Below are 22,277 nucleotides of genomic sequence, written 5' to 3' on the forward strand. Positions count from 1 at the left end.
CCGCCTATAACATCGCCGCCCGCGGGCATGTTGTTTACCAAGGGCGTGGCCGCAAGGCTACCGCCCGTGTGAGCTCGCAAACGCCGACTCGCACACCGCGAACTCCGGTCACGCTCTCCACGCTTTGGCAACAAAGCGCGTGAGAGTGATGGGAATCCGCGATTCTATTCTTTGAATGAATCGTCGGAGGGTTCAAGCGCAACGTTATCGATAATATTCATTGAACATCTGGGTCATCTGGGTGACAGGAGTCTAGGTTGAATCTTGAAACAAAGTGGCTGGAAGATTTTGTCACATTAGCCAGTACCCGAAGCTTTTCGGCATCCGCCCGTCAACGTCATGTTACTCAACCAGCTTTCAGTCGGCGTATTCGAGCCCTGGAGCAAGCAGTAGGCGTAACCCTGGTGGATCGTTCCACCACGCCGGTAGATTTAACCTCGGAAGGCCAGTTGTTTTTGGTAACGGCTCGCAATCTGGTGGAGCAGCTCAATGAGTCATTGAGCCATTTGCGTGGACTATCCATTGCCAACGAAGCCCTGGATATCGTGGCGGCACATTCATTGGCATTGAGTTTCTACCCCCCCTGGATTTCACGTCTACAAAAAGGGCTGGGGGAGTTGCCAACGCGCCTTGTCGCCATGAATGTGGGTGAGGCCATCCACGTATTACGTGAGGGCAATTGCGATCTCATGCTGGCATATTACGACCCTTTTGCCACCATGCAGCTGGATGCAGAAGTTTTTCCTTCATTTTCAATTGGTAAAGTAAATATGTTGCCGGTCACCTTGCCAGATTCCGAAGGAAAGCCCCTTTTTGCATTTAGTCAAGACGAATCCTTGCCGTACCTGTCGTATACGCAAGGCGCGTTCTTGGGGCGCAGTGTGCGTATGTTGTTGAAAAATGACCCATTACGCATGAAGTTACGTACGGTATACGAAACGGCCATGGCTGAAGGGCTGAAAGGCATGGTACTGCAAGGGGTTGGCGTAGCCTGGATCCCCGATTTCTGTATTCGAGACGAGTTGAACAGCGGACGACTCGTCCGTGCTGGTGATGAAAAATGGGACATTCCTTTGGAAATTCGCCTCTATCGCTGTTCTTTGGTGCATAAGCCCGGTGTGGAAAAATTGTGGCGTCAAATGATGCGATTACCACGCGATTTTCTAGAAGCTTGACAGTAAATTACCCACTGCCAAGGTCGGCAGGCAGGCCAAGAAAGTTCTGAATGATGAAAAAGTGATCTTCGAACAGACTCTCCGGCTCAAGATCCGCCAAGGCTACCCAGCGAGCATGGTCGCCGCCTTTGACGGGTTTTAGCCGCGGAAGCTGTTGTTCAGGGCGAAGCGCGAAGTAAAAGGCTTCTGCCAGGGTCCGGCCCCGCCAGCTACGGTGGGGTTCATCGAAAAGACGCTGACCACGCAAGGAGCCTTTCAGCACTGGCTCAGGGACTTTCAAACGTAAACGCTCCCGTAACTCTCTCAGGCATGCATCCAACAGGCGCTCATGGGGGTTGATAAATCCACCGGGAAGGGCAAACAAGCCTTTGCCGGGTGCAGCAGTGCGGCGGACCAGCAACACATGACCGGATTGCACCACAACGGCGTTCACGGTAACGAAAATAGGTGGGTAGGGCGCTTGTGCCCAAGCTTTCCTATACTGGTCAAGTAACTGCTGCTCTTCAAGTAACTGGTGATATACCTCGCCTTGACAGAACTGGGCCACGCGGTCGACGACACCCGGCGGTAAATCATGCGAAGCACCAGTACTCAAGTAGTCGTTTGATGCGTCCTGTGAGCGAAACAGTCGCTCGCGGATCTGGCTTGCCGAAATACCATCGACCAGCGGCACACTGACTGACTCCCATTGTGGAAACAGCGACAAATAATAACTGGATTGTCCACGGCTGGCCCCGATAAGGCCTATGCGAGGCAGTCGGGCATGCGTCGGGGAGGCGATATCGCGTACCTTGCGTTGAACATCCCTTACCCACACATCGTCGTTGTAGAGAGCGTCCAGCAGGGGAACGATTTCTAGGCGTTCGTTTTCAGCCTTGTCAAAGCCGGTGCGCAACATTGCCTGGCGTTCATCGAACCGCCATGGATTGCGCAATGAGCGAGCCTGCCAGGCAGAACCCACCAGTACGATTACCTGGCGAGCCTGTTTCAATGCTTCGCGTATCACCGCCAAGTGACCCAGATGAGGAGGCTGAAAGCGTCCAATGAACACCAGGCAATCGAATTCAGGAGCCGCGGGTAATGTGAGTGATTCTGGAGGCATCCTGGCTTCCCTATAAACACTGAGTGGATGAATGAGTAAATGGACGAACCCGAAACGGGTAAGTAGTGTATCGAAAATAGCTGTCAACAGCTGAATGTCTTTAGGGAGTAAAAGTAAAAATGGTCAAGGAAGCCGCCAAATTTTGGGGAAAGGTGTTTCAGGATGCCGTTTCGTTGTGGCTCGAACGCAATGCATTTAGCTACGCCGGTTCACTGGCCTTCTACACCTTATTCTCGTTGGCTCCCACAATCATTATTGCCGTCACGGTAATTGGTGTTGTCTTGGGCGAAGACGCCGCTCAAGGGCAAATTGTCGCCCAGCTACAGGGAACATTAGGGACGGATGCCGCCATGGCTATCGAACAAGCGGTGGCGCAATCCAGAATCGAAGAATCAGGACTGTTGCCCACCTTGCTAGGGGTTCTCGCCTTGCTGGTAGGGGCGACCACAGTATTTGCTCAGATGCAGTTTTCATTGAATACCATCTGGGGAGTGACGGCCAAACCTACCTCCAACAGTTTGTTTATCTTTCTCAAGAACCGATTGTTGTCATTGACGGTGGTGTTGTCTATCGGTTTTATCTTGCTGGTATCGCTTGTGGTTGGGGTGGTGTTACGCGGCATGTTAGGTGTCGCCGACAACCTGTTGCCCTATGCGGGCCTGCTGACGACGGCATTGGAATCGCTTATTTCACTGGCCATGGTGACGTTGCTTTTCGCTTCGATTTTCAAGGTGTTGCCGGATGTCGTGCTGAGCTGGCAGGATGTCTTTATAGGGGCGTTAGTGACCGCAATACTCTTCACTATCGGCAGAAACCTGATTGCAGTTTATCTTGCCTATACTGCCACCGCTTCTACTTACGGCGCGGCAGGTTCCGTGGTCATGATTTTGCTATGGGTTTATTACTCGTCGCTTATTCTTCTTTTCGGAGCTGCATTCACCCGCTCGTTGTTGTTGCGACGCGGGCGTAAATTGATTCCACGCAATACTGCCGTGGCGGTGAGGCGAGAATTTCTTTAATGCTCACTGCTACTTGACCTTCACAAGGACCAGAAAAGGAAACCGTTCATGAGTCAGTCGAGCACCAATTCGTCAAGAGCAGATTCGTCACGGACAGAACAATGCTGTACCCGTGCTTGGGTAACGGGCAAGGTACAGGGTGTCTGGTTTCGCAATGCCACACAGGAACAAGCCCTGCAACGTGACATTACCGGTTACGCCAAGAACCTGCCCGACGGTCGAGTGGAAGTGCTGCTGTGTGGCCAACCCGGGGCCGTGCGTGAACTGAGTGAGTGGCTATGGCAAGGGCCGGAAAAAGCCCATGTGACTCATGTGGAATTCGAGGTTCTTGAAACCACTCATGTGCCGGATCATTTTTCGACCGGTTAAGTGGTTTGCGTTTGCCAGGCGTGAATATTGTCAGCGGTCAGATTGACGATATTCTGACGGGCTTCCGGGGCGATCCAGGCATTATGCGGCGTTACTATCAGATTGAGTGGTTCATGCAAGGCATCCAGCAGCGGATGGCCCTCTTTGGGTGGTTCAGTTGGGAGTACATCGACCCCGAGCCCACCAAGCTTGCCCGCGCGCAAGGCATCGAGTGCGGCCAATTCATCAATGACCCCGCCTCGGGCACAGTTGATCAGCAGTAGTGCGGGTTTGGCCTTGGCCAATCGCTCGGCATTGATCAGGTGGCGTGTATCCTCGTTCAGCGGACAGTGCAGGCTGATGACGTCCGCCTCGGGCAGCAAATCATCCAGTGACGGGCGTGAGTCGCCGGTTTCATTGCCCGGCCGCGCCGCAAAAGCGATTTTCATGCCGAAGGCCTCGGCAAGGCGCGCCACCTCGGACCCCAGCTCACCTTGGCCGACAATGACCAGCTGTTTACCCGCCAGCTGCAGGGTGGGGTGATCCTGAAGGCAGAAGAAAGGGCTTGTTTGCCATTTGCCTTGGACGAGATCCTGCTGGTAGCGCGGCAAACGATTGGCCAGCGTCAATATCAGCATCAAGGTATGCTGTGACACGCTTGCGGTGCCGTAAGCGGCGACGTTCATGACCTGAATGCCTTGTTGTCGGGCGGCATCTAGATCAATGTTGTTAAGGCCCGTGGCCAGTACGCAAATCAGCTTGAGGCGCGGCAGTGCCGTCAAGGTTTGTGCATCGAGGACTACCTTGTTGACGAGCGCGATGTCTGCATTTTTTAGCCGATCTTCCGCCTGCCCGGAGGTGCTTTGTTCATGCACGTCCAGATGATCGACACAGCGCTCTATAACCGACAGGTCGACTCCTGGTCCTAGGCTTTGAGCGTCCAGCAAAACGGCATTAGGCATCAGATATCTCCATTTCGTGCCGACAAGCTGACGGGCCTTGCTCGGCAGGGGTCACAAAAGGGTATAATGTCCGGCTTTGACGGCAGGCTTGGAGTTTTGGTCCCGGCCCGCCACCTAGGGCATTTGAGTTGGGCTTATGCCCGCCATTGTCCTGTATGGGTTGAGCTTTTTCAGGAGTGATCAACATGCCCATCTATGAATATGAGTGCAAGTCCTGTGGTCAGCGGTTGGAAAAACTGCAGAAGATCAGCGCGGCCCCCTTGACAGAATGTCCTGCCTGCGCAAGTGAAGAGCTTGTACGCCTGGTGTCGGCGGCAGGATTTCGCCTGGCTGGCAGCGGCTGGTATGAAACCGATTTCAAGACCGGCAGCAAGAAAAATCTTTCTGCCGGTGGAGAGGGCGATAAAAAAGCGCCGGCCACCCAAAGCAGTGATGTGAAAAGTGATGCCAAGACAAGCGCTACACAGAAAAGCGATACCAGCGGTAAACCCAAGCACAAGGGCAGCGCGGCCTGACCGTGAATGCCAGGGTCGTAAGGCCCGTTACTCTTCTATAGCCACGCAACAGAACAGGATTTGACATGCGCAGCCATTATTGCGGCCAGCTGAACGAAACTTTGGTGGACCAGACGGTCACCGTATGCGGGTGGGTACATCGCCGCCGTGACCACGGTGGGGTGATTTTCCTCGATATGCGCGACCGTGATGGTATCGCCCAGTTCGTGGTCGACCCGGACACCGCCGAGGCTTTCGCTAATGCCGACCGCGCACGTAATGAATACGTGCTGCGCATTACCGGGCACGTACGCCTGCGTCCGGAAGGCACCCAGAATGACACCATGCCCACCGGGTTGATCGAGGTGCTGGCCAAGGAAGTGGAAGTACTCAATACCGCCGCCACCCCGCCGTTCCAGCTCGATGAACATGGCAGGGTGGGCGAAGAAGTCCGCTTGAAGTATCGCTATATTGATCTGCGCCGCCCGGAGATGATCGAAAAACTGCGCCTGCGTTCACGTATTTCTCACAATGTGCGGGCGTTTCTGGAAAACCAGGGGTTTCTGGACATTGAAACACCGGTATTGACCCGTGCCACGCCAGAAGGCGCGAGAGATTACCTGGTGCCGAGCCGTACCCATGCAGGCAGCTTCTTTGCTCTGCCGCAATCTCCTCAGCTATTCAAGCAACTGCTGATGGTGGCGGGGTTTGATCGCTACTACCAGATTGCCAAGTGTTTTCGTGACGAAGATCTGCGTGCCGACCGTCAGCCGGAATTCACCCAGATCGACATCGAAGCATCGTTTGTGGAAGAAGACGATATCATGGGCATCACCGAAGCCATGATTCGTCAGCTGTTCCAGGATGTTCTCAGTGTCGAGCTGCCGGAATTTCCGCGCATGACATGGGCGGAAGCGATGAACCGTTTCGGCTCCGACAAGCCGGACCTGCGCATTCCACTCGAGTTGACCGATGTCGACGACCTGATGCAACAGGTGGATTTCAAGGTCTTCTCGGGCCCAGCCAAGGCGGAAGACGGCCGTGTGGCGGCATTGAAAGTCACCGGCGGTGCCAAGCTTTCGCGCAAGGAAATCGACGAATATACCAAGTTCGTAGGTATCTACGGCGCCAAGGGCCTGGCCTGGATCAAGGTCAATGAACGCGCCAAGGGCTTGGAGGGCTTGCAGTCACCCATCGTCAAGTTCATGGAAAATGTGGTCGAAGAACTGCTCGACCGCGTCGATGCTCAAGACGGTGACATCATCTTCTTCGGTGCCGACAAGGCACGCATCGTCAATGAAGCAATCGGTGCGCTACGGGTCAAGCTGGGTGCCGACCTTGAGCTTTATACGCAGGAATGGGCGCCGCTTTGGGTGGTTGATTTCCCGATGTTCGAAGCCGATAACACGGGTCGCCTGAGCCCCTTGCATCACCCCTTTACCGCGCCTTCCTGTAGCCCGGAAGTCTTGAAGACCGACCCTGCCAGTGCTCTGTCTCGCGCCTACGACATGGTACTCAATGGCACGGAGTTGGGCGGTGGTTCGATCCGTATCCACGACCAGGCCATGCAAAACACGGTTTTCGAGATTCTAGGAATCGGCGAAGAAGAAGCCCAAGAGAAATTCGGCTTCCTGCTTGATGCATTGCAGTATGGTGCACCCCCGCATGGCGGCTTGGCCTTCGGTCTGGATCGCTTGGTGATGCTGATGGCCGGCGCTCGTACCATTCGTGAAGTCATCGCGTTTCCCAAGACCCAGAGTGCAGCCTGCCTGATGACCGATGCGCCGGGCGAGGTCAGTGCCGACCAGCTCAAGGAGCTCAGCATTCGTTTGCGCCAGAAAGCCAAGGCTGAAGCCGTCAGCGAATGATAACCTGTTAAATACGGGTTGGATGAATGATGAATGACGTAACACCGACGCCCAAGGGCGTCGGTGTTTTTGATTGAGAAAGAAAAAAACCGGGGAACCACATGCGGATTCTGGGAATTGACCCGGGTTCTAGAATTACCGGCTACGGCGTCATTGACCTGGTTCAGGTCAAGCCGCATTACGTGGCCAGCGGCTGTGTACGTACCCGTGATGAGGTGCTTGAACAACGCCTGGCGCAGATTTACGCGGGGATCAGTGAGTTGATTGCCCTCCATCGTCCTGATGTCGTGGCGGTAGAGCGCGTCTTTATGTCAAAAAACGCCGATTCAGCGCTCAAACTCGGGCAGGCGCGGGGAGCAGCCATTGTATGCATTGCCAACCACGGCTTGCCGATGGCGGAATATGCACCTCGCCAGATCAAGCAGGCGGTCACCGGCCAGGGAGGCGCCGCCAAGGTGCAGGTGCAGCATATGGTCACCGCCGTATTGCGCTTGAGTGCCACGCCTCAGGAAGATGCCGCCGATGCGTTAGCGGCAGCGCTGACCTATGCCTATTCGCAAAGTGGTTATGTGAGTGTCGAGGCCGTCGGGAGTCGTCGAAAAACCAGCAGTTGGCGCCAATTCACGCCTTGAGCAGACGATGATCGAGTACTGGTCACTTGTACATGGGCGCTTTATAGTAAGCCCTCGGATTCTTCTTTTTCTGCCTGTAGCGAGTTTGTCATGATTGGACGTCTACGCGGCCATTTGCTGGAAAAACACCCACCCTGGTTGGTAGTGGATGTCGGCGGTGTGGGTTACGAGGTGGAAGCCTCGATGACTACGCTGGTGGCACTGCCGGTCGTGGGAGAGCCCGTTTCCTTGTATACCCACTTGACGGTAAGAGACGACGCCCATTTGCTGTACGGTTTCCTGCGCGAGCAAGAGCGGGCGCTGTTTCGTGCCTTGATTAAGGTCAATGGTGTCGGCCCCAAGTTGGCCCTGGCCATTCTTTCAGGAATGGATGAAGACGCCTTCATGCGCTGCGTACGTGACGACGACAGCAAAGCATTGACCCGCTTGCCGGGCGTGGGCAAGAAAACCGCCGAGCGACTGGTCATCGAGATGCGTGACCGCTTTCCGCACTGGCAGGTATCCAACGACAGCAGCTTGCCGCTGGAAGCCACCACTGGGGTACATGCGGCACGAGACGGCCTTGCCGATGCTGAAGCGGCGTTGATAAGCCTGGGTTACAAGCCTACCGAAGCGGCGAAAATGCTTGCAGACCTTGACCGCCATCAGTCCACCGAAGCCTTGATCAAGGCGGCGCTGAGTAACCGCATGGCCGGCTAGGCGATGCCTGCGCCGCAAACCGAGATGGAATTATGTTGGAACACGACCGGCTGATCGCCGCGGAAAGAGAGCCGGGGGAAGGGCGTTTCGATCATGCGATTCGTCCCAAACGCTTGGTGGATTACATCGGCCAGCCCCGGGTGCGCGAGCAATTGGAAATTTTTATCGGGGCTGCGCGCAAGCGTCAGGAAAGTCTCGACCACACCCTGGTATTCGGCCCTCCCGGGTTGGGCAAGACCACCCTGGCCAATATCATTGCCGCCGAAATGGGGGTGGGTCTCAAGTCCACTTCCGGGCCGGTACTGGAGCGAGCCGGGGATCTGGCGGCAATGCTGACTAATCTGGAGCCCGGTGATGTGTTATTCATTGATGAAATTCACCGCCTTTCCCCTGTAGTGGAAGAAATATTGTACCCCGCCATGGAGGACTTTCAGCTTGATATCATGATCGGTGAAGGTCCGGCGGCACGCTCGATAAAACTGGATTTGCCCCAGTTTACCTTGGTGGGAGCCACCACTCGCGCTGGACTTTTGACTTCACCGCTGCGTGATCGCTTCGGTATCGTTCAACGGCTGGAATTCTATAACCTGGAAGAGCTCACCGAGATTGTGGAGCGTTCGGCACGCCTGCTCGAAGTCGAAACCAGCCATCAGGGAGGCATAGAAATAGCGCGGCGCTCTCGTGGTACGCCCAGAATTGCCAATCGTCTGCTCCGCCGGGTACGTGATTATGCCCAGATCAAAGGGAGCGGCCACATCGATACGGCGATTGCCGACGCAGCGCTGAACATGCTCAATGTGGATCACCATGGTTTGGATCACATGGATCGGCGGTTACTGCTGGCAATGATCGAAAAGTTCGATGGTGGGCCGGTGGGTGTTGATTCCCTGTCGGCGGCTATCGGTGAAGAGCGCGATACCATCGAGGATGTCATCGAGCCGTACCTGATTCAGCAAGGAATGATGATGCGAACGGCGCGCGGGCGAGTCGTGACTCGGCAGGCATGGCAACACTTCCAGCTGACGCCCCATGAAGATGCGGCTGACGTTGAAGGGGAAGTGCGGCCATGAGCCAGTCAGTCCCTCATTTTCACTTTCCCGTCCGGGTGTATATCGAAGATACTGACGCCGGTGGTATCGTCTACTACGTTAATTACCTGAAATTCATGGAGCGCGCTCGTAGCGAATGGCTTCGCTATCACGGCCTCAATCAAGGTGTTCTTCTCGAGAACGACACTCAGCTGGTGGTACACCAATTGAATTGCCAGTATCGTCGTCCGGCAAGGCTGGATGATGCATTGACGATCACTGCAAGAATTGAAAACCAACGACCCTGCCGGATGACGTTTCAGCAGGAAGTGTTACGTGGTGAGGAACTTTTGTGCGTCGCAACAGTCGAGATAGCCTGCTTGAGCGCCAAACGATTGCGTCCCAAGGCATGGCCTTCCGCCATGCAGGCTGTGTTGTTCAGTGGCGCTGCCAACAACTGTCATAGCTGAGCACCAGTGCCTAAGCATATTTTCCACGCCGGCGGAACTGCCGGCGCTTTGATTGATGAGGATACTCGTGAACGATAACAGCATGTCGATACCCCACCTGATCATGAGCGCAAGCACCGTTGTGCAAGTTGTCATGCTGCTGCTGCTGGTGGGGTCGGTTCTTTCCTGGGTGGTGATTTTTCAACGCAGTCTGGCGTTAAGCAAAGCCAAGCGTGAATGCGCCGATTTTGAAGAAACCTTCTGGTCGGGAGTCGATCTCAACGAACTCTACCGCGATATTCCCGACGAAGATCTCCGTAGTGGTGCCGAGCATATTTTCAAGGCCGGTTTTCGAGAGTTCAATCGCCTGTTACCCAAGACACGCAACCCGCAGGCCGTGCTTGAAGGTGTTGAGCGCAGCATGCGAGTCGCCTGGTCACGCGAAGAGGATCGCCTGAGCCGGCATCTTGTTTTCCTGGCAACGGTAGCATCCGCCAGTCCTTACATAGGTCTATTCGGTACGGTATGGGGAATCATGGGGGCCTTCCAGTCGCTTTCACTTTCCCAGCAGGCCACGTTGGCCACTGTCGCTCCTTGGATCGCCGAAGCGCTGATCGCCACCGCCATGGGGCTGTTTGCCGCTATTCCTGCGGTTATTTTCTATAACCGACTATCCAGTGAAGCCACTCGGCTATTGGGAAGATACGAGGCCTTTGCCGAAGAATTTCACGCCATCCTGCATCGTAACGTGCAGAGTCGTGATGCCACCTCGGGCTAAGGGAGTCATACCATGCAAGGACCCTTCAATCGTAACCACCGGCGCAAGCCGATGGCGGAAATAAATGTCGTTCCGTTCATCGATGTCATGCTGGTGTTGCTGGTAATTTTCATGATTACCGCACCCATGTTGACCCAAGGTGTCCAGGTCGATCTGCCCCAAGTTTCCTCGGAACCTATCGAAGCGCTGGAAGACAACGAGCCGATTCTCATTTCCGTTGATCGGGAGGGGAATTACCACCTCTCCTTGGGAGACGAGTCCTCCGAGGTGACGCTGGATGAGATGGCTCAGCGCGTGATGGCAATACTACAGCGTCGTCCTGGAGCGCCGGTCATGCTTCGCGGAGACCGCAACGTGCCCTATGGGGAAATTGTGGTGTTGATGAGCACACTGCAACGTTCGGGCGTCGCCAATGTGGGGTTGATTTCCGAGCCACCTCAGGATGGCGGCTGAAGAGGTTGAAAACAGCGTGAAAAAAGGCTTCAAACCACATGATAATCAAGATGTCGGCTATGTCCTCCCCACGCTTTTGGCGGTGGGGGTGCATTTGCTGGTGTTGGCGATAAGTATGATCAGTTTGCCTGCTTCGAACCCTCAATCCGAAACATCTTCGGTGGTTCAGGCGACGCTGGTGAGTACTGAAACTTTCACTGACCAAGCACAGCAAGTCTCCGAACAGCAGGCAGCGCTCAACACTCAGCAAGCGCTAGAAAAAGAGACCGAGACTCAAGCTGACCAGCAGCGCCAACGCGCTCAGGCCGAAGCAGCCGAAGAGGCGGCAGCCCAGGAGGCCGAGCAGCAAGCCGCACAAGATAGCCAGCGTGAAGCGGAGCGAGAGGCGGCTCTCCTGGCAGCCGAGCAAGAAGCTCAACGCCGAGCCGAGCAGGCTCAGCAACAAGCGCAACAACGTGAAGAAGAAGCGGCCGTGCGTGCCGAGGAAATCGAAGCTCAGCGTCAACGCGAGGCGGAAGCCCTGCGCCAGCGCGAAGCCGAGGCTCAAGAGCAACGCGAAGCTGAAACCAAGCAGGAACGAGAAGCCGAGGCCCAGCAGCAGCGTGAAGCTGAAGCTCAGCGCCAACAGGAAACCGAAGCTCAAGAGCAGCGCGAAGCCGAAGAACAGCGACGCAAAGAGGAGACCGAACGTCAGCGTGAAGCCGAGGCACAGCGACGCCGGGAAGAAGAAGCTCAGCAACAGCGCGAAGTCGAAGAACAGCGTCGGCGTGAAGCGGCTGAAGCCGCCGAACAGGCCATGCAACGCCAGTTGGCAGGAGAGGCGGAAGCTGCCGCCAATGCTCAACAGGCGCAGCAAGCGGTCAATAGTTTCACTACCATTGTTCGTAGAGCGGTGGAACAGGCTTGGTTGATTCCACCCGGAGCGAGCGATTCGCTGGATGCTATGCTGGAAATCAGGCTTGGCCCATCGGGTGAGATCCTGAATATTTCCATCGTGCGTTCCAGTGGCGATACAACGTTCGATCGTTCCGCAGTACAAGCGGTCGAACATGCAGCACCTTTTGGCGAGTTGCGTGATGTGCCTAGCGAATATCAACGCGACTTGCGACAGTTCAATTTACGGTTTACCCCGGGGGATGTTCGCTGATGCAAATGTTGACTAAAGCAGGCTTGTGGAAGGGAGCATGGTCAGGACGATGGTTGGCTTCGTTACTTTCGAAGAGCACCATCCTGATAAGTGCCCTCTTGATGAGCGCCATGGCGCATGCCAATCTGACTATCGAGATTACCCGTGGCAGCGACCAGGCTCTACCGATTGCTGTTGTGCCCTTTGCGACAGAAGGCGCGCCTTCAGAAGATGTGGCGCAAATTATTCAAGACAACCTTGAACGCAGCGGTTTTTTCTCACCGCTGGAGCGTAATGCCATTTTTGAAAGTCCTAACCAGGCGGAAGATGTACAGTTCGGGACCTGGCGTTCGCTGGATGTGCGCTACCTGGTGGTAGGGCGAGTCACTGAAACCGGAGGCGGCTATCGTATTGAATACGACCTCATGGATGTCAGTGGGCAGCGGCAGATGCTAGGTGAAACCATCACCGCCGAGAGTGGTAATTTGCGTGGTGCCGCCCATCTCGCCAGCGATCAGATATTTGAAGCGATTACCGATATTCGGGGCGCATTTTCCACCCGCATTGCCTATGTCACTGCGGAAGGCGTGGGCAATACCATGCAATTCGGATTGTACGTTGCCGATGCCGATGGACGTAACAGCCAGCAGGTGTTGACTTCCGATGAGCCGATTCTTTCGCCGGCTTGGTCGCCGGACGGGCGTAAGCTCGCCTATGTATCGTTTGAAACCGAGCGACCGGCGATTTATATCCAGGAAGTGGATAGCGGTCGTCGTGTTCGAGCCACCTCGTTCGAAGGGCTCAATAGCGCTCCGGCATGGTCGCCGGATGGACGTAAACTAGCCATGTCGCTCTCCAAGGACGGCCAGCCTGACATCTATGTCATGGACATAGCCAATCGTTCATTCGAGCGTCTTACTCAAAGCAACAGTATCGACACTGAACCTGACTGGGCACCGGACGGCCGTAGCCTGCTATTTACTTCCGACCGCAGTGGTGCCCCCCAGATTTATCGCTATACCCTGGGTAGCGGCGAGACACAGCGACTGACGTTTACCGGCGACTATAACGCTCGTGGCCGCTTTTCTCCTGATGGTGAAGAACTGTTCTTGATTCATCGTTCAAACCAAGGATTTCAAGTGGCGCGCCAGAACCTGGAAAGTGGTCGTCTGGTGGTCATCAGTGAAACACAGCGTGATGAATCTCCTAGTGTTGCACCGAATGGGACCATGGTAATCTTCGCTACCCAGCAGGGTGGCAATGGAGTGCTGAGTGCGGTTTCCGCTGATGGGCGCTCCTCATTCAGGCTTCCCTCCCCACAAGGTGATATACGTGAACCGGCGTGGTCACCTTTTTTGAATTGATGTTGGCATCACACCTATTTTTCAGGCAAGGAGTCTGACTATGCAACTCAAGCCGTTTGCCCGTTCATTGGCAATTGCGCTGTCCTTGGTGGTTATCGCGGGCTGTTCCAGCACGGGGGGCACTCAGGACGGGGATTCTTACGGTACTCAGGGTGCCGCCGGTACGGGCACTAGTTCCGGTTCAACCACAGGTGCCGGCGCGGGTGGCCAGTATGGCTCCACTTCCGGCACCAGCGGCACGGGTGCTGGGCAACAAGCGGATTCGCGGATTCCTGAAGTACGTACCATCCATTTCGATTATGACCGTGACAGCATCAAGAGTGAGTACGAATCGGTCGTCATGGCTCATGCCCGTTACTTGCGCAGCAATCCCAATGCTCAAGTGGTCCTGCATGGACATACCGATGAGCGCGGGACACGTGAATACAACATGGCGCTGGGCGAGCGTCGTGCCAATGCCGTTCAGCGCTTCTTGAATATTCAAGGCGTATCACCCTCACAAATGAGTGTCGTGAGTTACGGTGAAGAGCGTCCGGCAGCCAGAGGACAAGCCGAACAGGCGTACTCCCAGAACCGTCGTGTGGTGTTCAATTACTGAGGAAGACCTTCATGAATCACAGTCTCAAGTATTGTCTTGTGAGGCTGTGCGGCGCGGGAGCCTTGGTGCTCCCGCTGTCCGTATTGCCTTTGCACGCCCAAGCGCAGCGCCCCGTGGTGGAAGACCTTTCCTCGCAACAGGGTAGCAGCAACTTCTATCAACACACCCAAACCAATGAAGCTTCCTCAGGCAATCTGGTGCTGTTCAACCAGGTAGAAGAGCACCAGCAAGAAATTCAGCAATTGCGTGGACAAATCGAAGAGCTGCGCCATCAATTGGAGCAGTTGCGTCGCCAGTCACAACAACAGTACCTGGACATTGAAGACCGGCTGATGAGCAGTGGTCCAACCCAGCTCGAAGAAGCCACCCCTGAGGTAGAGCCCGAAGCTGCGAAAAAAGTGGCAAGTGCGCCTTCAGTGAGTGGCATCAGCGCCGAGGCACAGGCTGACTATCAAGCCGCTTTTGCTCACGTCCAGGCGCGTCGTTTTGATGACGCTATCCAGGCATTCGGTGCCTTTGTCGAAAGCTACCCGGATACCGCTCTGACCGCTAACGGGTATTATTGGTTGGGCGAGCTTTATGCCGCCGAAGGTGATCTGGACGCTGCCGATCAAGCATTCAACCGTGTGGTTGCTGATTACAGTGCCAGCAGTAAGGTACCGGATGCACTTTACAAACTGGGGCTGGTAAAAGCCCGCCAAGGAGAGCCGGAGGCGAGCCGTGAACTGCTGGAAAGAGTTCGTGATGATTATCCGCAAAGCAGTGCTGCCGGGCTTGCCAACGACTTCTTGCGTCAAGGTAATAGTTAACCGGCCAGCTTGACTGCCCATTTATCTCAAGGCCACTGTTTTCAAGGCCTGTACTTTCAAGGACATCGCTTTCAAGGAATCGCTATGATTTGCAAGATCGACTATCAGGCCGCACCGAATATTCTGGAAAATCGGGTGGTGCTGGTGACCGGCGCAGGTGACGGTATCGGACGTGCTGCCGCATTACATTATGCTCGCCATGGGGCTACCGTGATTCTGTTAGGGCGCACCATCGCCAAGCTTGAAAGCGTGTATGACGAAATAGAAAACCAGGGTGGTCCCCAGCCGGCTATTTTTCCGCTGAACCTGGAAGGCGCTACGCTGAAAGACTTTCACGAGATGGCAGAAACCTTGGACAAGGAATTCGGCCGGCTGGATGGCATTCTTCACAACGCAGGCATACTGGGCAGAATCACGCCTTTCGAGCAGTACAATCCCGAGCTCTGGGCTCAGGTCATGCAGGTCAATATCAACGGACCTATCTGGATGACCCAAGCATTGTTGCCCCTGCTCCAAGCCTCGGAGGATGCCTCGTTGATCTTCACCTCGTCAGGAGTAGGGCGCAAAGGGCGGGCTTATTGGGGTGCCTATGCGGTCTCCAAGTTCGCCACAGAAGGGTTCATGGAAGTGCTGGCCGACGAGCTTGAAAATCAGGACAACATCCGGATCAACAGCCTCAACCCCGGCGCAACCCGGACTCAGATGCGGCGTAGTGCCTTCCCTGGCGAAGACGTTGCCAAATTGCGCACCCCTGACGAGATCATGCCCACCTATCTCTGGTTGATGGGGCCGGACAGCCAGGGTACCCATGGAGAGAAAATCGACGCCCAGCCTGCGCGTTGATCCAGCAATCTTCAGCCCGGGCTGTGGGTCGGCTGCATGAGCGGCTCAAGGGCTTCAACCAGCGCTTCACAGCCATCGAACCATAAATCGGCTGGCCAGCGGCGGTAGTCTTCCCCTTCGGCGATATAGCCATAACCTACTGCCACTGCGGTCATCCCGGCGGCGCGTGCCGCCTGGATATCGCGCAGGTGATCCCCCACGTACCAACAGTTGCCAGGCGAGACGCCCAACTGCTCGGCTGCCGCCCAGAGGGGTTGTGGGGCGGGCTTTTTCACCGGCAGGTCATCGGCGCACAAAAGAGCGCCCGGCTGCAAGGCCAAAGCGTCAAGCAAGGCGACGGTAAAGCGCCGGGGTTTGTTGGTGACGATTCCCCAAGGCAACCCGGCTGCTTGCCAATCTTTCAGCCAACGATCCAATGGCGAAAATACCCGACTATGGGTGGCCACCGCCTGATCATAAGCTTGCAACAGAAAATCACGTGCTTCTTGATGCCCTGGCGCATCTATTTCTAATGCCAGCGCCAGGGTGACCAAGGCGCTGCCACCATTGGATACCTGACCGCGGATCACGTCGAACGGCAAGGTCTCGAGGCCGTGATGCCGTCGCAGCATATTGGTAGCGTTGGCCAGATCAGGGGCGGTGTCTACCAGGGTGCCGTCTAGATCAAACAACACGGCTTGCGGTAATCGCGCGCTACTCATGCGGACTGTTTCCCCACCTTGCGGCAATACATCAAATAGTTGACTGAAACATCATTGGCTTCCAGGCGGTATCGGCGGGTCAGCGGATTATAGGTCATGCCGCTTTGTTCACGTACATCCAGACCACTTGCCCGACTCCAGGCCGCCATTTCAGAAGGGCGAATGAACTTGGCGTAATCATGGGTTCCCCGGGGTAATAGCCGAAGTATGTATTCTGCGCCCAGAATGGCAAACGCATACGCCTTGGGGGTGCGATTGAGTGTCGAGAAAAACACGAAGCCGCCCGGGCGCACCAAGGTACTGCAGGCGCGAATCACGGAACTGGGATCGGGAACGTGTTCCAGCATTTCCATGCAGGTGACGACATCGAATTCACCCGGTTGCTGGGAGGCCAGCGCTTCGACACTGATGCACTGATAGTCGATCGTCAAGCTGCTGTCCTGGGCATGCAGGCGCGCTACAGCAAGCGGTGCTTCACCAAGGTCTATCCCGGTGACATCCGCCCCTCGATGAGCCATGGACTCACTGAGAATGCCTCCGCCACAGCCGACATCCAATACTTTCTTGCCGGCGAGTCCTGCACGAGCGTCAATAAAATCAAGGCGCAAGGGATTAATGTCGTGCAATGGTTTGAATTCGCTGTGGGGGTCCCACCAGCGGCTGGCCAAGGCTTCGAATTTGGCGATTTCCGCTGCATCCACGTTATCGGAATGGGGCGCAGCAGTGCTATCCTGAGGTATCGCTTGCATGGCAAGGCTCCGTGGTCGGTGTGAGTCAGCGCAAAGAGCAAGGTGGCATCCGCCTCAACGCCTTCAGTATCATGGCATTCTAACCACTCCTGAGGCGGAACGCGCAATTTGATGAAAAGGACATCCATATGATTCGTAAGGCTGTACTTCCCGTGGCGGGCTTGGGTACACGTTGTTTGCCTGCTTCCAAAGCCATTCCCAAGGAAATGATCACGATTGTCGATAGGCCCGTGATTCAGTATGTGGTGGAAGAAGCGGTAGCTGCAGGTATCCGCGACATCATATTAGTGACTCACTCAAGTAAAGCAGCTATCGAGAATCACTTCGATACACATGTGGAGCTGGAAGCAAGCCTTGAACAAAAAGGCAAGCATGAGTTGCTCGCCTCATTGCGTTCAATTGTGCCGGATGACGTCAACATTATCAGCATTCGCCAAGGCGAACCTCTAGGTCTGGGGCATGCAGTGCTCTGTGCTCGCCCGATCATCGGCGACGACGAACCCTTTACCGTCTTGTTGCCGGATGTGCTGGTAAACAATGAACCCCGTACACGAACCGACCTGGCCGGTATGCTGGAAGCCTTTGATGCCACCGGCAGTGCCCAGTTGATGGTTGAGGAAGTGCCTTGGGACCAAGTGGAAAAATATGGCATCGTGGAACCTGTCGATAATATCCCTTCACCGGGTCAATCAGGTCCTCTGAAAGGAATGGTGGAAAAACCCGGCCGTGACCAGGCTCCCTCCAATCTTGCAGTAATCGGCCGCTATGCATTGCCCGGGAGTATCTTTGCGATATTGGCGGATACTCCGCCGGGGGCGGGTGGTGAAATACAATTGACTGACGCACTGGAAACCCTGCGCAGTCACCAAGGTGTACAGGCCTATCGCATGGTAGGCAAAACCTACGATTGTGGTCATCCATTGGGTTATCTAGAAGCCATCATGGCTTACGGACGTGCTCACCCACAGTTCGGTAATGGGTTCCGAGAATTGCTGGCACGCTATTATCAGGGAGAATGATCGATGCGGGTTTTGATTCATGGAAGCGAACTTACCGCCGCCACTGCCGCCGCCGCGCTTTCCTGGGTAGGCCACCAAGTACAATGGCTACCTCATGCAGACATGCCTTGGTTCAGCTTGCGGGAAGTCGACTGGTTACAGCGCGAACCGCATCTTCTGGACCAGATCAATCGGAGCTGTCACGACGGCACCCTGAAAATTTGTAGCGACGTTGACTCGATCGCGGTGCCGGAGGTGCTCTGGCTGTCATTATCTCCCTCCCAGCGCAGCGCCGCAGATAGCTTGGTACAAGAAGTGGCACGCAATCATCCCGGGGGACTGGTGTTGGTGAACAACTCCACCTTTCCAGTGGGAGAAACCGAGCGTTTGGGATCTCTGGTAGGGACACCCACCCACTACAGTGTGGCGTTGCCAGACATGCTGGAAGAAGGGCGCGCCTGGGATATGTTTACCCGCCCCAACCGCTGGCTGTTAGGTTGCGATGAGGCGATCGGAGAAAGCATGGTGCGCGAACTACTGCGCGCTTTCAATCGGCGAAGTGAAGTGTTCCAGCGGATGCCGCGTCGCGCGGCGGAGCTTACCAAGTTGGCAATCAACGGTATGTTGGCGACACGTATCAGCTACATGAACGAAGTGGCCGGCCTGGCTGATACGCTGGGGGTGGATGTCGAATACGTTCGCCAAGGCATGGGGGCGGATACCCGTATCGGGTTTGAATACCTCTATCCCGGCTGTGGTTTCGGTGGGCCCAATTTTTCGCGTGACCTGATGCGCCTCGCCGACGTTCAGTCGTCCAGTGGGCGCTATTCCGAACTGCTCAAGCAAGTACTGGATATCAATGAAAAGAAAAAGGAAACCCTGTTTCGCAAATTGTGGGCGCATTTCCAAGGGGATCTGAACGGTCGTACCGTAGCCATCTGGGGGGCAGCCTTTAAACCGGGTACCGCACGCATCGAGCATGCTCCGGTGCTGACCTTGCTGAAAGCCCTCTGGGCGCAGGGCGTTAAAGTACGGCTGCATGATCCGGCGGCTATACCTGCATTGCTTGAAGAAGTAGGTCAGCGGGATGACCTGCTCACCTTTAGTGAGGATCCTTATCAGGCATGTGAAGGCGCGGATGCATTAATGCTGGTCACCGAATGGAAGCTTTACTGGAACCCGGATTGGGCCAGGCTAGCCGGGTTGCTCAAGGAAAACCTCCTTCTGGATGGGCGTAATATCTACGACCCGAGCTTTGTGGCTGGCTGTGGCTTACATTACCGCGGTATTGGGCGTCGCGCCGACCCATCTTAACCTTGAGGAAGCATAATGCCCGACTCAGCTACGTCATCTCGTATCGTTCCGGATGTGGATCAAAGTCTGACAGGTCGGCACCTACGGCCTCGCCGTGGCCCGAGCTTGTGGCCAATATGGCTGATGATATGTCTGCTGCTGGTGGCGGTAGCAGGCGCGGGAGCGGTGGCGTGGTATGAGCGGGAGCGTTTGTTACAGGAAATGAACCGCTTGAGTGGAGAGATCTCCAACATGCATGCCCGACTTGATTCGGGCGATGGAGATACTGAGGATACCTTGAGCTTTCTTCAAGCCCAGGTGGTTACGCTGTTTCAAGAACAGGAGCAACTGGCTGAGACGATATCGGGCACTCGCCAGGAACTGTATGCATTTCTGACCGACAGTGATGAGCTGGTATCGGCTGAATCACTGGATACGCTAGACCAGCAACTCGAGCGTTTGCGTGAGAATGCCCAAGTTCGGGATAGCCAGCTGGCAGCCATCCATGTCTCACTCGATGCCCTCGAACGAGCGGGGGTTGAAGGCAGGCAGCGCTTGGTGGAGGAGGTGACGCATCTGGAACAGTTGCTGGATAGCCGATCTCAGCTCATCGAAGAAGAAATGACCGCCCTGCAGGAGTCGTTGACGACAAGACAAACGGCTCTCGAAGAAAGCATGACGCAACGTCTGGATGCACTCGATCAGGCGTTAGCTGAGGTGGATGCCGGCTTGGATGAAGAGTTGGTACAACGTATCGATACGCTGGAATCCGAAGTGCGGCAGGTACGTCAGGCACAGCTGGCCTTTAGTGCCCAACTGGAAATGCTACGCTGAGCTAGCTTGTTCAGGATGGGTTTCAATCCTTGCGTCGGGAAGATGACAGTATGCCAACACAACGTCAGCGACTATCACGTTGGGGGAAAGGTTCCCTTCTGGTGGCGAGTGCCGTTCTGATAAGTCTTCCAGCATGGGCACTGAATGCTCGAATTGAAGGCATCGAAGGTGACGTTGAAAAAAACGTGCGCCTGTATCTCAGTGACGTAGACGCAGAGCAGTACACCGAGGCCCGGTTGAAAGGTGAGATTCAACGCCGTGTGCGTGAAGCCATGCGGGTGTATGGATATTACGAACCAGAAATCGCTATCGAACAGCTGGAAGAAGAGCGTGTTCAAGTCGATATTACTTCAGGCCCCAGGGTGACAATCGAAGTATTGGATATCAACCTGCGGGGTGAAGCCGCTGACGATCCGCCCTTCAACGAAGCTGTCGATGGGTTCCCGCTTGAGGTAGGTGATCCTCTTTTTCATTCGCCCTGGGATCGGCTGCGCGGACAGTTATCCGGCTTGGCCCTGGAGCGTGGCTATTTCGATTGGGCGTTCACTGACCGCCGTATGGAAGTGCGCCCCTTCGAGCAAAGTGCCCGCCTATACATGGACTTTGATAGCGGCCCACGCTACCAATTCGGCAATGTGCGTATTATTGGCAGCCATATCGAACCAGAAAAGCTGCAGCGAATGCAGCCGTTTACGACCGGGGAGCCGTATGAGGCTCAGGCGTTGGCACGCTATAACCAACAGTTGGCACAAACCGGCTGGTTTGAATCGGTCATGGTCCGGCCCAGGCTACAAACGGCGCAGGAACTTCTCATTTTCGAGCCTGATCCCGACCCCTGGTTTCTTGAGGCGACCGGCACCATGCAGCGCCAGCCACAGCTGAGTATGGCAGCGCTCACCAGCGCCATCAGCCTGTATCAACCCAAAGGCAATCGTTTGCCGTTGGATGTCACTGTTACACCTGCGGATCGCCATCAGTTTGAAGTGGGTATTGGCTACGCCACGGATGTGGGGCCACGCCTGGGTCTTGGCTGGAGACAACCCTGGATCAACCGGTTAGGTCACAGCCTTGACCACGACCTTTACATTTCCGCACCGGAACAACGTTTTACCGGCACCTACAATATTCCCTTGGAAGATCCAGTTCGCGATAATTACCGTTTGCAGTACGGGATTCGTAATGAGGATGACAATGACACCCGCACCTTGGAAAGCACGGTGGAAGTCGCCAGGCGGTGGGAGTTCGAAAACCGTTGGGTGCAGACCCTGTATTTTCGGGCCACCTTCGAAGACTTTACCCAGGGTGGAGAAGCAAACCAGGTTTGGATTTTTTATCCTGGCATCCAATGGTCGCGTACTCGCACGCGTACTCAACGCTTTCCCACTTGGGGCGATCGCCAGCAGTTGTCTCTGGAATATTCGGATACAGCCTGGGGGTCCGATGCTCAATTTGGCCGTCTGACCGCCGATACTCAGTGGATACGGATGCTGGGTAACGACAACCGATTTGTCGGGCGTGCAAGTCTTGGTGCCATTGCCACCGATGATTTTGATCAGTTACCGCCTTCACTGCGCTTTTTCGCTGGAGGTGATCGTAGTGTGCGTGGTTATTCATTTGATAGTTTATCGCCCGTCAATGAAGAAGGGCGCCTGCGTGGTGGACAACAAAAACTCACCGCTAGTGTCGAATATCAGCGTCGTGTTACTGGCGATTGGTGGGGCGCAGCCTTTGTCGATACTGGCGATGCCTTCGATGACTGGACACCGGATTCACTCAATACCGGCGCGGGTCTCGGTGTCCGCTGGGTCTCTCCGGTCGGGCCTATTCGGCTCGATGTCGCCCACCCCTTCGATAATGAAGATGACTGGCGGCTGCACTTTTCTATCGGACCGGAATTCTAGAGATGATTTCACAAGCTGCCTGCGCTCGCTCTGGCCGACGTTCCCCGCCAATAT

24 protein-coding genes are annotated in these 22,277 nt (G+C 55.4%); 20 read left to right on the forward strand and 4 right to left on the reverse strand.

Features of this window, described 5'->3' with window-relative positions; translation table 11 throughout:
- Window positions 1–257 precede the first annotated feature (257 nt).
- Complete coding sequence (locus DU506_RS09350; RefSeq protein WP_114486672.1) at window positions 258–1,175, forward strand: LysR substrate-binding domain-containing protein; 918 nt, start codon at window positions 258–260, stop codon at window positions 1,173–1,175.
- Between the two features lie 7 nt (window positions 1,176–1,182).
- Here the strand turns inward: DU506_RS09350 and DU506_RS09355 are convergent, their stop codons facing one another.
- On the reverse strand, window positions 1,183–2,277 hold the full coding sequence (locus DU506_RS09355) for a bifunctional nicotinamide-nucleotide adenylyltransferase/Nudix hydroxylase (protein ID WP_114486673.1): 1,095 nt from the start codon (window positions 2,275–2,277) through the stop codon (window positions 1,183–1,185).
- Window positions 2,278–2,396: 119 nt separating this feature from the next.
- Here DU506_RS09355 and DU506_RS09360 point away from each other — a divergent pair, with 119 nt between their 5' ends.
- The gene (locus tag DU506_RS09360) at window positions 2,397–3,296 is read left to right on the forward strand and encodes a YihY/virulence factor BrkB family protein (protein WP_114486674.1); all 900 of its coding nucleotides are present in this window, start codon (window positions 2,397–2,399) and stop codon (window positions 3,294–3,296) included.
- A 48-nt stretch (window positions 3,297–3,344) separates the two neighbouring features.
- Window positions 3,345–3,665 carry an acylphosphatase gene (locus DU506_RS09365; protein ID WP_114486675.1) on the forward strand — a complete coding sequence of 107 codons (321 nt, stop codon included), beginning with the start codon at window positions 3,345–3,347 and terminating at the stop codon, window positions 3,663–3,665.
- On the opposite strand, the gene DU506_RS09370 is transcribed toward DU506_RS09365, so the two are convergent.
- Entirely contained in the window at window positions 3,662–4,606 is a 945-nt protein-coding gene (locus DU506_RS09370) for a D-2-hydroxyacid dehydrogenase (protein ID WP_114486676.1), read from the reverse strand. The genes DU506_RS09365 and DU506_RS09370 overlap by 4 nt on opposite strands.
- 185 nt (window positions 4,607–4,791) lie before the next feature.
- On the opposite strand from DU506_RS09370, the gene DU506_RS09375 reads away from it, so the two are divergent.
- From DU506_RS09375 to DU506_RS09435, 13 genes are all read left to right on the forward strand, one after another.
- Window positions 4,792–5,121, forward strand: coding sequence for an FmdB family zinc ribbon protein (locus tag DU506_RS09375; protein ID WP_114486677.1), 330 nt, complete (start codon window positions 4,792–4,794; stop codon window positions 5,119–5,121).
- 65 nt (window positions 5,122–5,186) lie between these two features.
- Window positions 5,187–6,968, forward strand: coding sequence for an aspartate--tRNA ligase (gene aspS / locus DU506_RS09380; RefSeq protein ID WP_114486678.1), 1,782 nt, complete (start codon window positions 5,187–5,189; stop codon window positions 6,966–6,968).
- Window positions 6,969–7,069: 101 nt separating this feature from the next.
- On the forward strand, window positions 7,070–7,600 hold the full coding sequence (gene ruvC / locus DU506_RS09385) for a crossover junction endodeoxyribonuclease RuvC (RefSeq protein WP_114486679.1): 531 nt from the start codon (window positions 7,070–7,072) through the stop codon (window positions 7,598–7,600).
- Window positions 7,601–7,690: 90 nt separating this feature from the next.
- Entirely contained in the window at window positions 7,691–8,299 is a 609-nt protein-coding gene (gene ruvA / locus DU506_RS09390; protein WP_114486680.1) for a Holliday junction branch migration protein RuvA, read from the forward strand.
- Between the two features lie 32 nt (window positions 8,300–8,331).
- Window positions 8,332–9,369: a Holliday junction branch migration DNA helicase RuvB gene (gene ruvB / locus DU506_RS09395; RefSeq protein ID WP_114486681.1), complete on the forward strand. Its 1,038-nt coding sequence runs from the start codon at window positions 8,332–8,334 to the stop codon at window positions 9,367–9,369.
- Window positions 9,366–9,797, forward strand: a complete 432-nt coding sequence (gene ybgC, locus DU506_RS09400; protein ID WP_114486682.1) for a tol-pal system-associated acyl-CoA thioesterase — start codon at window positions 9,366–9,368, stop codon at window positions 9,795–9,797. Before ruvB ends, ybgC begins: the two co-directional genes overlap by 4 nt.
- A gap of 67 nt (window positions 9,798–9,864) precedes the next feature.
- Entirely contained in the window at window positions 9,865–10,554 is a 690-nt protein-coding gene (tolQ, locus tag DU506_RS09405) for a protein TolQ (protein ID WP_114486683.1), read from the forward strand.
- Window positions 10,555–10,566: 12 nt separating this feature from the next.
- Window positions 10,567–11,007: a protein TolR gene (gene tolR, locus DU506_RS09410; RefSeq protein WP_114486684.1), complete on the forward strand. Its 441-nt coding sequence runs from the start codon at window positions 10,567–10,569 to the stop codon at window positions 11,005–11,007.
- Window positions 10,997–12,154: a cell envelope integrity protein TolA gene (gene tolA / locus DU506_RS09415; RefSeq protein ID WP_114486685.1), complete on the forward strand. Its 1,158-nt coding sequence runs from the start codon at window positions 10,997–10,999 to the stop codon at window positions 12,152–12,154. Before tolR ends, tolA begins: the two co-directional genes overlap by 11 nt.
- A 101-nt stretch (window positions 12,155–12,255) precedes the next feature.
- Window positions 12,256–13,497 (forward strand): Tol-Pal system beta propeller repeat protein TolB, encoded by a 1,242-nt coding sequence (tolB, locus tag DU506_RS09420; RefSeq protein ID WP_235825497.1) that lies wholly within the window; start codon window positions 12,256–12,258, stop codon window positions 13,495–13,497.
- A 40-nt stretch (window positions 13,498–13,537) separates the two neighbouring features.
- Window positions 13,538–14,095, forward strand: a complete 558-nt coding sequence (gene pal, locus DU506_RS09425; protein WP_114486686.1) for a peptidoglycan-associated lipoprotein Pal — start codon at window positions 13,538–13,540, stop codon at window positions 14,093–14,095.
- A gap of 11 nt (window positions 14,096–14,106) precedes the next feature.
- Window positions 14,107–14,904, forward strand: coding sequence for a tol-pal system protein YbgF (gene ybgF, locus DU506_RS09430; protein WP_114486687.1), 798 nt, complete (start codon window positions 14,107–14,109; stop codon window positions 14,902–14,904).
- Window positions 14,905–14,988: 84 nt separating this feature from the next.
- Window positions 14,989–15,747 (forward strand): YciK family oxidoreductase, encoded by a 759-nt coding sequence (locus DU506_RS09435; RefSeq protein ID WP_114486688.1) that lies wholly within the window; start codon window positions 14,989–14,991, stop codon window positions 15,745–15,747.
- An 11-nt stretch (window positions 15,748–15,758) separates the two neighbouring features.
- On the opposite strand, the gene DU506_RS09440 is transcribed toward DU506_RS09435, so the two are convergent.
- Window positions 15,759–16,448 carry an HAD-IA family hydrolase gene (locus tag DU506_RS09440; RefSeq protein WP_114486689.1) on the reverse strand — a complete coding sequence of 230 codons (690 nt, stop codon included), beginning with the start codon at window positions 16,446–16,448 and terminating at the stop codon, window positions 15,759–15,761.
- Window positions 16,445–17,197, reverse strand: a complete 753-nt coding sequence (gene ubiG, locus DU506_RS09445; RefSeq protein WP_114486690.1) for a bifunctional 2-polyprenyl-6-hydroxyphenol methylase/3-demethylubiquinol 3-O-methyltransferase UbiG — start codon at window positions 17,195–17,197, stop codon at window positions 16,445–16,447. The genes DU506_RS09440 and ubiG overlap by 4 nt, the downstream gene beginning before the upstream one ends.
- Window positions 17,198–17,325: 128 nt before the next feature.
- Between ubiG and galU the strand changes: the two genes are divergently transcribed.
- Genes galU through tamA form a run of 4 tightly spaced genes read left to right on the forward strand, consistent with a single transcriptional unit; the run spans window position 17,326 to window position 22,223 of the window.
- Complete coding sequence (gene galU / locus DU506_RS09450) at window positions 17,326–18,216, forward strand: UTP--glucose-1-phosphate uridylyltransferase GalU (protein ID WP_114486691.1); 891 nt, start codon at window positions 17,326–17,328, stop codon at window positions 18,214–18,216.
- A gap of 3 nt (window positions 18,217–18,219) precedes the next feature.
- On the forward strand, window positions 18,220–19,509 hold the full coding sequence (locus tag DU506_RS09455) for a nucleotide sugar dehydrogenase (RefSeq protein ID WP_114486692.1): 1,290 nt from the start codon (window positions 18,220–18,222) through the stop codon (window positions 19,507–19,509).
- Window positions 19,510–19,524: 15 nt separating this feature from the next.
- Window positions 19,525–20,322, forward strand: a complete 798-nt coding sequence (locus DU506_RS09460; RefSeq protein ID WP_114486693.1) for a hypothetical protein — start codon at window positions 19,525–19,527, stop codon at window positions 20,320–20,322.
- A gap of 50 nt (window positions 20,323–20,372) precedes the next feature.
- Window positions 20,373–22,223, forward strand: coding sequence for an autotransporter assembly complex protein TamA (gene tamA, locus DU506_RS09465; protein WP_114486694.1), 1,851 nt, complete (start codon window positions 20,373–20,375; stop codon window positions 22,221–22,223).
- Window positions 22,224–22,277 lie beyond the last annotated feature (54 nt).

It is taken from the genome of Vreelandella rituensis, assembly GCF_003336665.1.
GTDB classification, from domain to species: Bacteria; Pseudomonadota; Gammaproteobacteria; order Pseudomonadales; family Halomonadaceae; genus Vreelandella; species Vreelandella rituensis.